Genomic DNA, 14,568 nt, shown 5'->3' with positions numbered 1-14,568 from the left:
CCTATGTTTAGCAGAATTACCTTAGTCATTATTTGTCTCACCCTAGCATCTTGTCATATGAAAGAAGAACCCTTAGTAATTGGTCATAGAGGAGCTATGGGGCATGAAACTGAAAACACCTTGCCGTCTATACAGAAGGCAATGGATCTTGGTGTAGATATGATAGAGGTCGATGTTTTTAAAATTAAGAGTGGTGAGATTGTTGTTTTCCATGATGATACACTTGATAGATTAACCAATGCACCCGGTAATATTGAAGGTTATTACATAGTTGATTTAATGAAGGTCATTGTTGAAGGTGGTCATAAAATACCGATGCTACAAGATGTCTTAAAATTAATTGATAATAAAGTAGCCCTAAACATAGAGTTGAAAGGTGCCGGAACAGCAGATAAGGTAAATCATATCATGAATTACTATATCGAACAAAGAAACTGGTCACCAGAAAACTTTATCATTTCTAGCTTTAATTGGGACGAGCTTAAGGAAATGCGCAAGCATAACCCAAATGTGGCTATTGCAGTGTTAACAGATAAAAATCCTGTTGATGCTATACCTGTAGCCAAAGAATTGAATGCCGTAGCCATTAATCCGTATTTTAAAAACCTAGATGTAGAGAAGGCAAATGCGATTAAAGATGCGGGATTTAAAATATATACATGGACGGTTAATGAACCTGCAGATATAGAAGCTATGAAACGTATTTCTGTAGATGGTATTATTACAAACTTTCCTGAACGGGTAAACTAATGTATGACGTTTTAGTAATTGGTGGCGGTGCAGCGGGTTTCTATGCCGCAATACATATAGCAGAGAAGAGACCAAACACAAAGATTGCAATTTTAGAACGAGGAAAAGATGTGCTTAACAAGGTAAAAATATCTGGAGGAGGACGTTGTAATGTTACCCACGCAGAATTTAACCCTGCAGATTTAAGCAAGAACTATCCAAGAGGAGAAAAAGAACTTTTAGGTCCATTTCATACCTATGCAAGTGGTGATACCGTGGGTTTTTTTGAAGAACGTGGTGTTGCTTTAAAAATAGAGGAAGATGGCAGAATGTTCCCTGTTAGTAATTCTTCTCAGACCATAATAGATTGTTTTATTTCAGAGGCAGATAGATTGGGAATTCAGATAAAGACACTTTGTGCTGTAGCGGGAATTGAGCAAATTGATGAAGAAGGAATAAAAAAGTGGAAGGTTGCCGTAGGCGAGAGTTTTATGTACTGCAAAAAACTCATTTTGGCCACTGGAAGCAATCCTAAAATGTGGAAATATATTGAAGAACTAGGACATACCATTGTTTCGCCAGTACCATCCTTATTTACGTTCAATATAAAAGATGAGCGTATTTCTGAAATACCGGGTGTAGCTACACATGCCGAGGTAAAGGTAATACCGAAAAAGAATTTTGGTAAAAAATCTTCAAAAACAAAATCAGATGTTTCGGGTTTGTTTTCGGAAGGGCCACTGTTGGTTACGCATTGGGGAATGAGCGGACCAGCTATTTTAAAGCTCTCTGCATGGGGAGCAAGAAGCCTAGAAGCCTATAACTATCAATTTAAAATTCAAGTGAATTGGGTTCCGGATTATCACCAAAACGGATTATTGGAGTTGTTTTTAAAGGTAAAGCAAGTTGAAAAGAAAACTGTTCTAAGAACCAAGGTGTTGGATATTCCAAAACGTTTATGGGCAAATTTGGTAAAAGCAGCTGGTATAGATGATACAATAACATGGCCAGAAGTATCAAAACCACAATTAACATCTTTGGCAGAGCAATTAACTGCGGGTATTTTTCAAGTAAATGGAAAAAGTACTTTTAAAGAGGAGTTTGTAACTGCCGGTGGTGTAGATTTAAAAGAAATCAACTTTAAAACTTACCAAAGCAAAATGCTACCTAACCTGTATTTTGCAGGTGAGATTATAAATGTAGATGCCATAACGGGCGGATTCAATTTTCAAAATGCCTGGACAGGTGGTTATATTGCTGCCAACGGAGTGGTAGACGAGTTGAACGCAAACACGTATTAAAATGCTAACATACATTGCATTCTTAAGAGGGATAAATGTCAGCGGAAAAAATAAAATTCCAATGGCTGAACTGCGAGAATTATGTGAAAGTATACATCTGAAAGATGCTGAAACATACATTCAAAGCGGTAATATAGTTTTTAAAAGCGCAGTTCACAATACTTCCAAATTAGAAGAATTATTGTCTAAGGCTATTTTAAAGCAATTTGGTTTTCAGATACCTGTACTTATAAAAACTATTGATCAAGTGGCTGAGGTATTACATGGTAATCCGTTTGCAACAAGTGATGAAACCATTAGAAAGCAGCTCTATTTTGTTCTAATTGCTCACCTTCCTAATACCGAGATGCTGAATACCTTTAAAACCGAATCTTTTGAAAATGAAGAGTTTTCGGTTTCAGACAATTGTATATACTTAAAGTGTACTATTGGGTATGGTAAAGCAAAATTGAACAATAACCTCATTGAGCGAAAGCTAAAGGTTTTGGCAACTACCAGAAATTATAGGACACTGAATAAATTGTTAGAAATGGGGAGTTAATTCAACTCCCAAATTTTGAAATTTAAAACTGTGGCAAAGCACACCCAAATTAAATAAGGGATTAATAAGTAAGCAGCAAATTTGCTAACTACCTTAAACCACTTAATGGTCAATGAAAGCACTATTACTAGAGTAATTATAATTAGCAGTGCGAAGAAGGGTTGTTTGAGTCCAAAAAAAATAATACTCCAAAGTGCATTTAAAAGCAGCTGAAGCCCAAAATGATACAATCCGGTTTTTACCCATTTATGATGAAAACCTTTAGCCCACACCCAACCAACAGAAACACCCATCAAAATATATAATACGGTCCAAACAGGGGCAAAAATCCAGTTTGGGGGATTAAAATTTGGCTTGTGCAATGTCAAATACCAATCATTTACTGAGTTTTGAGTAACTACACTGCTTAAAAATCCTATGGTAGAGCATATGAAAATACCAATAATTATATATGTAAGCTTTCTTTTCAATTGCTAGGTGTTTAACCCTAAAATAAGGATTTATTTTAATTGATTGCCCTAAAAACTATATTTGCACAAATTGAAAATTCAATGTCAGAAAAAGATTTTATTCCAGAAGCATATACCACATTGAAAGAAGAAGGTACGGTATCGTATGCTTCGCCCAGTAATATTGCCTTGGTAAAGTATTGGGGAAAGAGGGAGAATCAGATTCCTGCAAACCCATCTATTAGTTTTACTTTGGCGGCATGTGTTACTAAAACCAGTGTTCAGTATAAAAAAAGGAATCAAAAAAGTAATGAGTTTTCATTTGATCTTTTGTTTGAAGGCGAGGCAAAGGAAGAGTTCAAGCCAAAAATAAGTACATTTCTAAAAAGGATAGAGACTTATCTCCCGTTTCTAAAAGAGTATCATTTTGTTATAAATACATCAAATTCTTTTCCGCATAGTAGTGGTATAGCATCATCAGCGAGTGGTATGTCTGCTTTGGCATTGTGTTTTATGCAGATGGAAAGGTCATTCTCAGAGTTTGTTTCTGATGAAGATTTCAAAAGAAAAGCCTCGTTTTTAGCCCGCTTGGGTTCAGGTAGTGCTTGTCGCAGTATTGAAGGACCTTTAGTGCAATGGGGAGAAACCAATTCTATTGAAGGAAGTTCTAACCTGTTCGGGATCAAATATCCTTATGCAGTACATAATGTATTCAATAATTTTCATGATACCATATTATTAGTAGATAAGGGAGAAAAGCAGGTGAGTAGTACGGTTGGTCATGAGTTAATGTACGGGCACCCGTTCGCAACTCAAAGATTTGATCAGGCACATAACAATTTAGAGAAGTTGAAATCGGTTTTATTAGAAGGTGATTTAGATGCTTTTATTCGTGTAATTGAAAGTGAGGCGCTTACATTGCATGCTATGATGATGACAAGCAATCCGTATTTTATATTAATGAAGCCAAATACGCTTTCTATTATCAATGAGATATGGAAATTTAGGGAGGCATCTAAAACTCATGTTTGCTTTACTTTAGATGCAGGAGCCAATGTACATGTGTTATACCCTGAAAATGAAAAAGATGTCGTTTTTCCATTTATAAAAGAGAAGTTGGTTCCTTTTTGTCAAAATGGGCAGTATATTTGTGATCGAATTGGTCTGGGTGCTAAGAAGTTGTAGGTGATTTAGGTACTATTTCTTTATAATAAACGTTTATAAAGGAGTGATTTATGTAATTTGTTTAACCTTTTAGGGTTAAACGTTCAACTTTATGTAGATCTTTGACTATATTTATATAAGTTTCAATGTTAGCTTAGTTTTTAAAATGAAAGGACCTCTTTTTTATTCAAAAATTCTTCTCTTCGGAGAGTATGGTATCATCAAAGATTCCAAAGGATTATCAATACCCTATAATTTTTATAAGGGAGCTTTGAAATCTAATGCCAGCGTTTCTAAAGAGGCGACAAAATCTAATGAAAGTCTAGGGTCATTTGCCATTTACCTAGAAGAGCTTACCACAAAAGAACCAAGCTTGGTTTCTTTTGACTTAGACCTTTTAAAAGCAGACGTTTCAGAGGGTATGTATTTTGATAGTTCTATACCGCAAGGGTATGGTGTAGGTAGTAGTGGTGCTTTAGTTGCGGCTATTTATGATAAATATGCACAAGATAAAATAACGGTCCTTGAGAATTTAACCAGAGAAAAACTATTAAAACTTAAAACGATATTCGGTAAAATGGAATCGTTTTTTCACGGTAAATCATCTGGTTTAGACCCTTTAAATAGCTATTTAAGTCTTCCTATTCTTATAAATTCAAAAGACAGTATTGAATCTACCAGTATTCCTTCTCAAAATGCAGAAGGTAAAGGAGCTGTATTTTTATTAGATAGTGGTATTATTGGAGAAACTGCACCTATGGTTCAGATTTTCATGGAACAAATGAAAAATGACGGGTTCCGTAAAATGCTGAAAAATCAATTCATAAAGCATACAGACGCTTGTGTAGAAGATTTTGTAAATGGTAATATTCAATCTTTGTTTGGCAATTTAAAACAACTATCACACGTTGTTTTAGATAATTTTAAACCTATGATTCCTGCAAAATTCCATGCCTTATGGAAAAACGGAATAGATACTAATGATTACTATCTAAAGCTTTGTGGCTCAGGTGGAGGTGGTTATATTTTAGGTTTTACAGAAGATTTTGAAAAAGCTAAAACTGCGTTAAAAGACTATAAACTAGAAGTAGTCTATAATTTTTAGGTAATTTTCATAAATGCTTAGTAGAAGAAATAAACTCTTACTTTTAAAAGTGCTGAGTCTGTTTTCCGTGGTTAGAGGGTATAATATTTTAGTTATCGCTCTAGCTCAATATCTAGCGTCTATTTATATCCTTGCGCCAGAGCTTCCGGTGCGTAAAGTAGTATTTGATATTAGTCTTTTTGTTATTGTGTTGGCATCTGCTTTGGTTATTGCCGGAGGTTATATTATTAATAATTTCTACGACGCAGAGAAAGATCTTATTAATAAACCACGAAAAAGTATGTTAGATCGTTTGGTAAGTCAACGGTTTAAGTTAACGACCTATTTTGTGCTTAATTTTTTAGCAGTAGTCGTTGCAAGCTATGTTTCTTTTAAAGCAGTTTTCTTTTTCTCATCTTATATTTTCGGTATTTGGATCTATTCACATAAACTGAAGAAAATTCCATTCTTAGGCAATTTCATTTCTGCTACATTGGCCATTACACCGTTTTTTGTAGTATTTATATACTACAAGAATATTCAGACGGTCATATTTGTTCATGCGGTATTTCTGTTCCTGTTAATACTTGCACGTGAAATGATCAAGGATTTGGAGAATATCTCTGGAGATTTAGCTCAAAATTATAGGACTATCCCAATACTATATGGTGCACAAACTTCTAAACTTATTATTAGTTTATTGGTTTTTTTGACCCTTGTGCCCTCATTATTGTTGATTTTTAAGTTTGATGTAGGCTACATGAACTATTATTTTATGCTTTCCATATTATTAATGGTCTTGTTTATAGTGCTACTTTTTAAGGCAAATGTCCGAAAAGATTATGTTTGGCTTCATAATATTCTTAAACTGATCATAGTAATGGGTGTTTTTAGTATTCTTCTTATAGACGTGCACCTGGTTTTAAACAGAATATTATAGTTGTTCGTAATATGTTACATATAACTATTTGAAGCGCAATGCAATTTGCTACCTTTGCACAAAATTAGTACAGTTATGAGTAGGGATGATTCTAGTAGAGGAAAAAATGCTTCAGGTAGGCAAGGTGGTAATTTCAAGAAGAAGAGCTATGCTCGTGGTAATGCGCCCATTAAGAAAAATGTGACGCCCGCCAAACCCCAAGATCCAAATTCTATTAGATTAAATAAATATGTTGCCAACTCTGGAGTATGTTCTCGTAGAGATGCAGATATATACATTGCTGCCGGTAATGTAACTGTAAATGGAAAGCCAATTACAGAAATGGGTTATAAGGTAAAATTGAGCGATGAGGTTAAATTCGATGGTCAATTATTAAATCCTGTCAAGAGAGAGTATGTATTGCTGAACAAGCCCAAAGATTTTGTGACGACGATAAGAGATGAACGGGGTAAAAGACATGTTTCCGGATTAATATCTAGTGCATCCAAGTCAAAATTATTACCAGTAGATAAATTAGAAAAAGAGCATACAGGTTTGCTATTATTTACCAATGACGGTAGCATGACCAAGGTTTTGAAAAGCCCTATAAACGGTATGCGTAAGATCTATCATTTGGTTTTAGATCAAGAATTAAGAAGTGCTGATCTCAAGAAGATACAAGAAGGTGTAGTCATTGATGAAAAGGCAGTTCGTGTACAAGATGTAAGTTTTATAGCTGATGCTCCAAAAAGAGAAGTCGGTATTGAAATATATAGTTCTAGAAATAAGATTGTTGAACGTATTTTTGAAAGTTTAGGGTACAAGATCCAAAAAATGGATAGGGTTGTTTATGGTGGTCTTACTAAAAAAGATTTACCAAGGGGGCACTGGAGGTATTTAACAGATCAAGAGGTTATAAATCTTAAGATGATCAAGTAATATATTGTTTCTGGCTACTTTCAAAACTGTAGAACAAGAAGGTATTTCAGCACATGAAGTTTAAGAATACGGGGATTTACAATGCGTGTTGTCATAACAAGCAAATCTTTCAAAAACCTTAAACATGCTACTAGTGTAGGATAGATGAAGTAATAGAAAAATATTTTGTTTGGCATATAGGCTGAACTGAACAATTCCAGAACTTTAGATAAAGACAAATTAGAATAATTGTAGCATATTAGAATGTCCTAGGCTAAATTAGCAGAGGGCTTTTTAATCGTTACATTGCAGGAAGAAAAGTTAAACGAATCATAAGATTCTTGTTTCAATTATTTAAAAAGTTGGCATGCCAATGTTGTAAGTACACCACTAGTGGCAGAGTCTATTTGAGCAGATCTAACAACGAACGGCAGAGCGTTATAGAGCCTTTCTGGGTCATTTTAGGCATGAAGTTTGGCATTGACTTTTAAGATTAGCTAAGTGGTGTTGGGTCCGTAATTTTCAACTTTAATCAGTCTAAAAATCACTGTTAAGAAAAATCTGAAGATCAGTGCGGTTTTTGACCCTTACAAAGAAATCAAGTTCAAGAAAATTATGAATACTGGTATTCCTTTATTATTTGCATGGAATAGTTTCGCTTTATGTTAGAAACAGAGCTTTGTTCATTTATAATTTCTAAATCAGTAAAGAAGAATTTAGAATTCATACACAATTTATTTAGAGATTTTTAATTGTATTTCAATCTTAACTTGAGAAAAGAGCTAGTATTTTAAGGTTTAGAACTATTAAGTTAAAGGATGTACGGGTAATTTTATTCGAATCTATTTCGGGTACGTATGACTAAAACAACGGAAAATAAACAGCATCATAAATTCAAGCTTACGCATCTACCTAAATTATTGGGAAAAACCTTTAATATATGGATAGATAAAGAGCCATTTCAAATTAGTGCTGTAATTGCTTACTATGCTATCCTTTCCTTACCTGGTTTGTTGATTTTAATTTTAGAGTTGGTTGGTGGTATATGGGGAAAAGAGATTGTTCAGGGAGAATTGTATGCTGAAATTTCATCAGCAATGGGTCCGGATACAGCACAATCTATCCAAGATATTATTAAAAATCAGGGGAATGAACAAACTTCTTTGGTGGCTACATTATTAGGAGTAGGAGTGCTAATTTATGGTGCAACAGGGGTGTTTTATCAATTACAAAATGCATTGAACGATGTTTGGGAGGCAAAACCGAAATACTCAAATGAGTTTCTTTCAACATTATTTATGCGTTTAAAAGGCTTCGGATTTATTTTAATATTAGGTTTTTTGTTATTGGTAAGTTTTGTGTTGACCTCATTATTGTCTGCATTCTCAACCCAACTTTCTAGCTTATTGCCAGAAGGAATGTTAGAACTTAGTTTTGTATTGGATCTACTATTATCCCTAGGATTTATTTACTTGTTATTTGGGGCTATGTTTAAGTATTTACCTAGTACCCATGTACGCTGGAAAGCGGTTAAGGTTGGCGCAGCACTTACTGCACTACTATTTTTAATTGGTAAATATGCTTTAGCTTTCTATTTTGGTAAGGCAGAGCCCGGCTCAACGTATGGCGCGGCCGGGAGTATTATTTTAGTAATGCTTTGGGTGTCCTATTCTAGCTTAATTGTCACCTTTGGGGCGCAGTTTACCAAGATTTATTCGGATAAGTATGTGAAGATTAGTTAAGCTTTTTCATCTTATCGTTAATTTCCTTCAAACATAAATTACCTAAGCTACCTTCATGAGAGTGGTGAATATCTCTTTTTGGTGTAAACGTACCTTCGTTAATTTCCATACCCATTTTTTTATAGGCATCTCTAAAAGGCATTCCATTTTGTACCAATTCATTTAAGGTGTCTACACTGAATAGATAATCATACTTTGGATCATCTAGAATGTTTTTGTTGACCTTAATTTCTTTTAGGCTAAAAGTTAAAATCTCTAAACAAGCTTTCATATCCTGAATTGCAGGTACAATAATTTCTTTCACTAATTGTAAATCTCGGTGATATCCACTTGGCAAATTATTGATCACTAAAGTCAATTGATTAGGAATAGACTGTAGCTTGTTGCACTTACCACGAACCAACTCAAACACATCAGGGTTTTTCTTATGTGGCATAATGCTAGAACCTGTGGTCAACTCATCTGGGAATGAGATAAAATCAAAATTCTGACTCATGTACAGGCAGATATCCATGGCCATTTTAGAAAGGGTAGCGGCAATATTAGCAATACCAAAGGCAGTTGCTTTTTCTGCTTTTCCTCTACTCATTTGTGCGGCGACCACATTGTATTTTAGTGTACTAAAGCCCATTTCTTTCGTTGTAAATCTACGGTCAATTGCAAATGAACTTCCATAACCTGCTGCACTTCCTAAAGGGTTTTGATCTGCAACTTTATATGCAGCTTCTATAAAGTATAAGTCATCTATTAAACTCTCGGCATAGGCGGAAAACCATAACCCAAATGAAGATGGCATGGCAATTTGTAAATGCGTATAACCTGGTAGTAATACATCTTTATGCTCCTGTGCTTTAAGAATTAAGAGGTTGAAAAGTGATTTTGTCATGGACTTGATCTCGGTCAATTCATCCTTTAAATATAAATGCATTGCTACAAGAACTTGGTCGTTTCTTGAACGTGCCGTATGTATTTTTTTACCCGTATCACCTAAGCTTAAGGTCAGCATGTATTCAATTTTAGAATGCATGTCTTCAAAAGAATTTTCGATAGAAAAAGTTCCTTTTTCTATACGCGCCCCAATATTGTTCAACTCATTAACCAGTTCTTTGGTTTCTTTAGGAGTTATTAAACCAATTTCACCTAGCATTTTGGCATGTGCTTTAGATGCTATTACATCATATTTTGCCAAATGCAGATCCAATTCCCTATCATTACCAACCGTGAAATGGTCAATTTTTTTATCAGTGCTAAATCCTTTATCCCAGAGTTTCATATGTTGTCAGTTATCAATTATCAATTAAGTAATGAACAATGCTTATTGGTAATTGGTTATTGTTAATTGTTAATTGAAAGGAAGCCTTTTAATAGTTTAATATACAAATCTATGCCTTCTTCAATTTCATGAACATAGATAAACTCGTTGGCGGAGTGGGAGCGTGTGCTGTCTCCTGGTCCTAATTTCAATGATTGGCAGCTTAATGCCGCTTGATCTGATAGTGTAGGAGAGCCATATGTGGTTCTGCCCAAGGCAATACCGGATTTTACCAACGGATGGTCTTTATCTATTTTCGATGAATTTAAACGTAAAGATCGTTCCTTTAATTCGCATGGCGCATCCTTCTTCAGTAAATCTGCAATTTCTTTATTACTATAGCAGTCATTAACACGAACATCTACTACCAAATCTACTTGTGCCGGTACTACATTGTGTTGCGTTCCTGCACTAATTTGAGTAACGGTCATTTTGACATCGCCTAATGCGTCAGAAGTTTTTTCAAAGGTATAATTCTTGAACCATTCTAAAACCTGAATAGTATTATAAATGGAATTATTATCATTAGGGTGTGCAGCGTGAGAGGGAGTACCTTTAACAACCGCATCAAAAACAACCAATCCTTTTTCTGCAATAGCGAGCAACATAAGTGTGGGCTCGCCTACAATGGCAACATCTATATGCGGAAGTCTTGGTAATAATCCGCGTAAACTATTTTCACCGGCATTTTCTTCTTCAGCTGATGCCACCATTAAAATATTATGATTATTATCTTCAGCATTATAATAGTGAACAAAGGTAGCAAGCAGTGATACCAATGGTCCACCAGCATCATTACTTCCTAATCCAAATAATTTACCATCTTCCACGTGTGGATGAAAAGGGTCTTTGGTATATGCAGAATTTGGTTTTACCGTATCGTGGTGCGAGTTTAATAATAAGGTAGGTTTAGCATCGTCCCAAAATTTATTCTTCGCGATAACATTATTACCGTCCCTTTTGGTCGGTATGTTATATTTTGCCAGCCAGGCTTGTATGGCATCAGCGGTTTTATCTTCTTCTTTAGAAAAGGACTCTATTGAAATGAGTTCTTTTAATAAGGCTATGGCACTTTTTGTAAGTTCTGTTTGGGTCATCTTAAAGTTGTATTGTAGTGAACAGTTCTGTTTTTTTATCGAGCATGGTAACATCGCCCAAGCATACTTTTGCAACACTATTGTTCAATGCATGAAAGCAATTATGAAGTTTTGGTAGCATTCCGTCAGCAATTATTCCGTCAGATAAAAGTGTTTTATATGTATTAGTGTTGATGTGCTTAACTACATTATTGTTGTCAGCGATATCCATTAAAACCCCTTTTTTTTCAAAGCAATAATACAAAGTGGTTTCATAGGTAGATGCCATGCCAATGGCAATTTCAGAGGCAATAGTGTCTGCATTGGTATTTAATAATTGCCCAGCGCCATCGTGAGATAAGGCACAGAATATAGGTGTTAAATTGGTAGACAGAAGCGTTGTTAGCAATTCTGAATTTATACTATCAATATCACCAACAAATCCGTAATCAATTTCTTTTACAGGGCGTTTATGTGCCTGTATACTATTGCCATCTGCACCGCTTAATCCAATGGCATTTATATTTTTAGCTTGAAGTTGTGCAACAATTTTCTTGTTTGCCAATCCGCCATACACCATGGTAATGATATCTACTGTTTCGGCATCGGTAATACGTCTGCCATCTATCATTTTAGATTCAATACCAAGTTTGGTAGCTAATTGTGTTGCTAGTTTACCACCACCATGTACTAATATTTTTAAGCCTTCAATTTTGGAAAAAGCGGTAAGGAATGTATCTAAAGCATTTGTATCTTCAATGACATTGCCGCCAATTTTTATAATGGATAATTTTTCTTTCATATTAAACATTTAATATACCACCATCAATGGTCATTGCGGTTCCGGTAATCCATGAAGCATCTTCCGATACTAAAAACAGAGCTAGGCTAGCAATGTCTTTAGGAGTTCCTAATCTTTTTAATAGTGTTTTTTCTCCAGCCTCTTCTACAGCTTTTTCTGGGTTGTTAAATGCTTTTGCAGAATTCCAAAGCAAGGGAGTGTCCACTGGTCCTGGGCAAATGGCATTGACTCTAATTTCAGGAGCATATTCTACTGCCATTTGTCGCATTAAGGCTAACGAACCTGCCTTGGATGCACAATATGCCGGATGATTTGGAAAACTTTTATAAGCGGCAATCGAAGCATTGATTAATATAGAGGCATCTTCATTTTTCTGAAGCTCGGGTATCGCATATTTAGATAAATAGAAAATAGAGGACAAATTTGTGTCCAATGTACTTTTCCATAAATCTTCTGGTAAATCAGTAATACTGCCAATACCTAGTATACCGGCATTTAGGGAAAGAATATCTAGCTTGTCAAAGTGCTCAATTGCTTTGCGCACTAGTAGTTCATTATACGAGGCACTTCTTATGTCACCGGCTATAAATATACTATTATCACCTAGTTCCGTAACTAACGCGTTACCTCTGGTGGTATCACGACCAGAGAGAATAACCTTTGCGCCATTGGCTACAAAATTAATGGCAATGGCTTTGCCCATACCACTTGTTGCACCTGTAATTATGGCTACTTTATTCTCAAGTTTTTGCACTTCTATCTATTTTAAATTATCCAGAATTTTTTTCAACACCAATTGTGCGGCAAAGGTTCTGTTGTTCGCCTGTTCAATGACCAATGATTGTTCGCTATCTAAAACTTCATCAGCCACTACTACATTTCTACGAACTGGTAAGCAGTGCATAAATTTAGCATTCCCTAATTTTTCAAGGGTCATTTGCCAATTAGAATCTTGAGATTTTATTTGACCATAATCAGTATAACTACTCCAGTTTTTTACGTACACAAAGTCTGCATTTTCTAAAGCTTTTTCTTGATCGTGCTCAATAGTGCAGTCTTTTGTGATGTTTGGGTCTAGCTCATATCCTTTGGGATGAGTTATCACAAATTCAGCGTTTTGCTTTTGCATCATTTGTATGAAAGAATTAGCAACCGCATGTGGCAAAGCTTTTGGGTGTGGAGCCCATGATAAAACCACTTTTGGGTTGTTTTTAAAATTATGTTCCTCTAAAGTTATGGCATCTGTAAGTGCTTGTAACGGGTGCCCTACGGAACTTTCCATGTTAACGATAGGCACAGATGCGTATGTCTTAAACCCGCTCAAGACTTCTTCGGCTTCATCTAATGCCTTGTTTTTTAAACCTGCAAAAGCACGAATGGCAATAATATCACAATATTGAGAAATTACTTGTGCTGCTTCTTTAACATGCTCAGAAGTACCTTGGTCCATAATGGTACCATCGGCATATTCTAAAGCCCAGCCTTCACTACCAAAATTCATAACAATGACTTCCATGCCTAAGTTCATAGCCGCTTTTTGGGTGCTTAAACGTGTACGAAGCGAGTTGTTAAAAAATAGGAGCCCAATAGTTTTATCGCTACCAAGAGCTTTGTGTTTTTTAGGTTGTTTTTTAAGCGATATAGCTTCCTTTACCCAGGTAGATAAAGAGTCGATATCATTTATAGAAAGATAATTCATGATGCTTTAATTTTTGTAAATGTGCTTTTATTTTCAAGGGCGTCAGTAATAAAGTGATCTTTTAAACCATTGGTAATCCAAGTTTCAATACCTGCTTTTTGAGCAATGGTGGCTGCGTCTATTTTAGATTGCATACCGCCAGTGCCATGGGTAGATGTAGATGCACCAATTTCTTTTAGTAATTCACTTAAATCCGATGCCGATACTATGGTTTTAGGAGAAGAAGTGGCTAATGACATTTTTGTATAAATTCCGTCCGTATTGGTGGCAATAATTAAGATGTCTGCTGATAAAAGCGATGCCGTTAAACCTGCTAGTTTATCGTTATCTCCAAATTTAATTTCATCAGTGGCTACGGTGTCGTTTTCGTTGATGATAGGGATGAAGTTATTGGCAACGAGAACATTTATCGTATTTTTAATATTCACTCTGGTCTGTTCATTTTCAAAATCGGAATAGGATAACAAACACTGCGATGTAAAAAGCCCTAGTTCTCTAAAATTCTCTTGAAAAATACGCATTAGATGTGGCTGGCCAATAGATGCCAATGCCTGTTTTACATTGATTTCCTCTCCGTTATGTTCAATTTTTACAAATTGTTTAGCAGCAGCAATAGCCCCAGAACTCACAATGATAAATTCATATTGATCTTTTAAAGCAGCTATTTGCCTGCCAATATCCTCTATTTTACCACGAGAAATATGGTCAGTGTCTTTAGTTAAGGTATTGGAACCTAATTTCAATAAAATTCTCTTTTTCAACATGCTTGTTTGCTTTTAGTCTTAACTATTAGCCCTTTTTTAAGTTTTGATTGCGCACAACCCGACACTAT

15 protein-coding genes are annotated in these 14,568 nt (G+C 35.3%); 8 read left to right on the top strand and 7 right to left on the bottom strand.

What is annotated here, in order from left to right; genetic code table 11:
• Positions 1-3: 3 nt before the first annotated feature.
• From BW936_RS00185 to BW936_RS00175, 3 genes are read left to right on the top strand one after another with little or no spacing between them, the layout of a single operon-like run.
• Positions 4-750: a glycerophosphodiester phosphodiesterase gene (locus BW936_RS00185; protein ID WP_076546315.1), complete on the top strand. Its 747-nt coding sequence runs from the start codon at positions 4-6 to the stop codon at positions 748-750.
• Entirely contained in the window at positions 750-2,030 is a 1,281-nt protein-coding gene (locus BW936_RS00180; protein WP_076546314.1) for a BaiN/RdsA family NAD(P)/FAD-dependent oxidoreductase, read from the top strand. The genes BW936_RS00185 and BW936_RS00180 overlap by 1 nt, the downstream gene beginning before the upstream one ends.
• 1 nt (position 2,031) lies before the next feature.
• On the top strand, positions 2,032-2,571 hold the full coding sequence (locus tag BW936_RS00175) for a DUF1697 domain-containing protein (RefSeq protein ID WP_076546313.1): 540 nt from the start codon (positions 2,032-2,034) through the stop codon (positions 2,569-2,571).
• Here the strand turns inward: BW936_RS00175 and BW936_RS00170 are convergent.
• The gene (locus tag BW936_RS00170) at positions 2,568-3,041 is read right to left on the bottom strand and encodes a TspO/MBR family protein (protein WP_076546312.1); all 474 of its coding nucleotides are present in this window, start codon (positions 3,039-3,041) and stop codon (positions 2,568-2,570) included. The genes BW936_RS00175 and BW936_RS00170 overlap by 4 nt on opposite strands.
• A gap of 81 nt (positions 3,042-3,122) precedes the next feature.
• Between BW936_RS00170 and BW936_RS00165 the strand changes: the two genes are divergently transcribed.
• The 5 genes from BW936_RS00165 to BW936_RS00145 all read left to right on the top strand — a co-directional run bounded on the left by BW936_RS00165 (position 3,123) and on the right by BW936_RS00145 (position 8,847).
• Entirely contained in the window at positions 3,123-4,205 is a 1,083-nt protein-coding gene (locus BW936_RS00165; RefSeq protein WP_076546311.1) for a diphosphomevalonate decarboxylase, read from the top strand.
• 145 nt (positions 4,206-4,350) lie between these two features.
• A complete protein-coding gene (locus tag BW936_RS00160; RefSeq protein WP_076546310.1) occupies positions 4,351-5,289 on the top strand; it encodes a mevalonate kinase family protein in 939 nt (312 codons plus the stop codon).
• Positions 5,290-5,302: 13 nt separating this feature from the next.
• Positions 5,303-6,208: a geranylgeranylglycerol-phosphate geranylgeranyltransferase gene (locus BW936_RS00155; RefSeq protein WP_076546309.1), complete on the top strand. Its 906-nt coding sequence runs from the start codon at positions 5,303-5,305 to the stop codon at positions 6,206-6,208.
• 75 nt (positions 6,209-6,283) lie between these two features.
• Positions 6,284-7,126, top strand: a complete 843-nt coding sequence (locus BW936_RS00150; RefSeq protein ID WP_076546308.1) for a pseudouridine synthase — start codon at positions 6,284-6,286, stop codon at positions 7,124-7,126.
• Between the two features lie 836 nt (positions 7,127-7,962).
• The gene (locus tag BW936_RS00145; RefSeq protein ID WP_076546307.1) at positions 7,963-8,847 is read left to right on the top strand and encodes a YihY/virulence factor BrkB family protein; all 885 of its coding nucleotides are present in this window, start codon (positions 7,963-7,965) and stop codon (positions 8,845-8,847) included.
• Here BW936_RS00145 and argH read toward each other — a convergent pair.
• From argH to proB, 6 genes are all read right to left on the bottom strand, one after another.
• Positions 8,840-10,120, bottom strand: a complete 1,281-nt coding sequence (gene argH, locus BW936_RS00140) for an argininosuccinate lyase (protein ID WP_076546306.1) — start codon at positions 10,118-10,120, stop codon at positions 8,840-8,842. The two genes, BW936_RS00145 and argH, sit on opposite strands and share 8 nt — an antisense overlap.
• A 62-nt stretch (positions 10,121-10,182) precedes the next feature.
• Positions 10,183-11,256, bottom strand: coding sequence for a M20 family metallo-hydrolase (locus BW936_RS00135; protein WP_076546305.1), 1,074 nt, complete (start codon positions 11,254-11,256; stop codon positions 10,183-10,185).
• 1 nt (position 11,257) lies between these two features.
• Complete coding sequence (argB, locus tag BW936_RS00130; protein WP_076547917.1) at positions 11,258-12,037, bottom strand: acetylglutamate kinase; 780 nt, start codon at positions 12,035-12,037, stop codon at positions 11,258-11,260.
• A gap of 1 nt (position 12,038) precedes the next feature.
• A complete protein-coding gene (locus tag BW936_RS00125) occupies positions 12,039-12,791 on the bottom strand; it encodes an SDR family NAD(P)-dependent oxidoreductase (RefSeq protein ID WP_076546304.1) in 753 nt (250 codons plus the stop codon).
• Between the two features lie 6 nt (positions 12,792-12,797).
• The gene (locus tag BW936_RS00120; RefSeq protein WP_076546303.1) at positions 12,798-13,739 is read right to left on the bottom strand and encodes a Rossmann-fold NAD(P)-binding domain-containing protein; all 942 of its coding nucleotides are present in this window, start codon (positions 13,737-13,739) and stop codon (positions 12,798-12,800) included.
• Positions 13,733-14,500, bottom strand: a complete 768-nt coding sequence (gene proB, locus BW936_RS00115; protein ID WP_076546302.1) for a glutamate 5-kinase — start codon at positions 14,498-14,500, stop codon at positions 13,733-13,735. The genes BW936_RS00120 and proB overlap by 7 nt, the downstream gene beginning before the upstream one ends.
• Positions 14,501-14,568 lie beyond the last annotated feature (68 nt).

Origin of the sequence: Maribacter ulvicola (genome assembly GCF_900155985.1) — a bacterium.
In the GTDB taxonomy this organism is placed as follows: domain Bacteria; phylum Bacteroidota; class Bacteroidia; order Flavobacteriales; family Flavobacteriaceae; genus Maribacter; species Maribacter ulvicola.
This window is presented reverse-complemented; position numbering and strand designations above follow the sequence as displayed.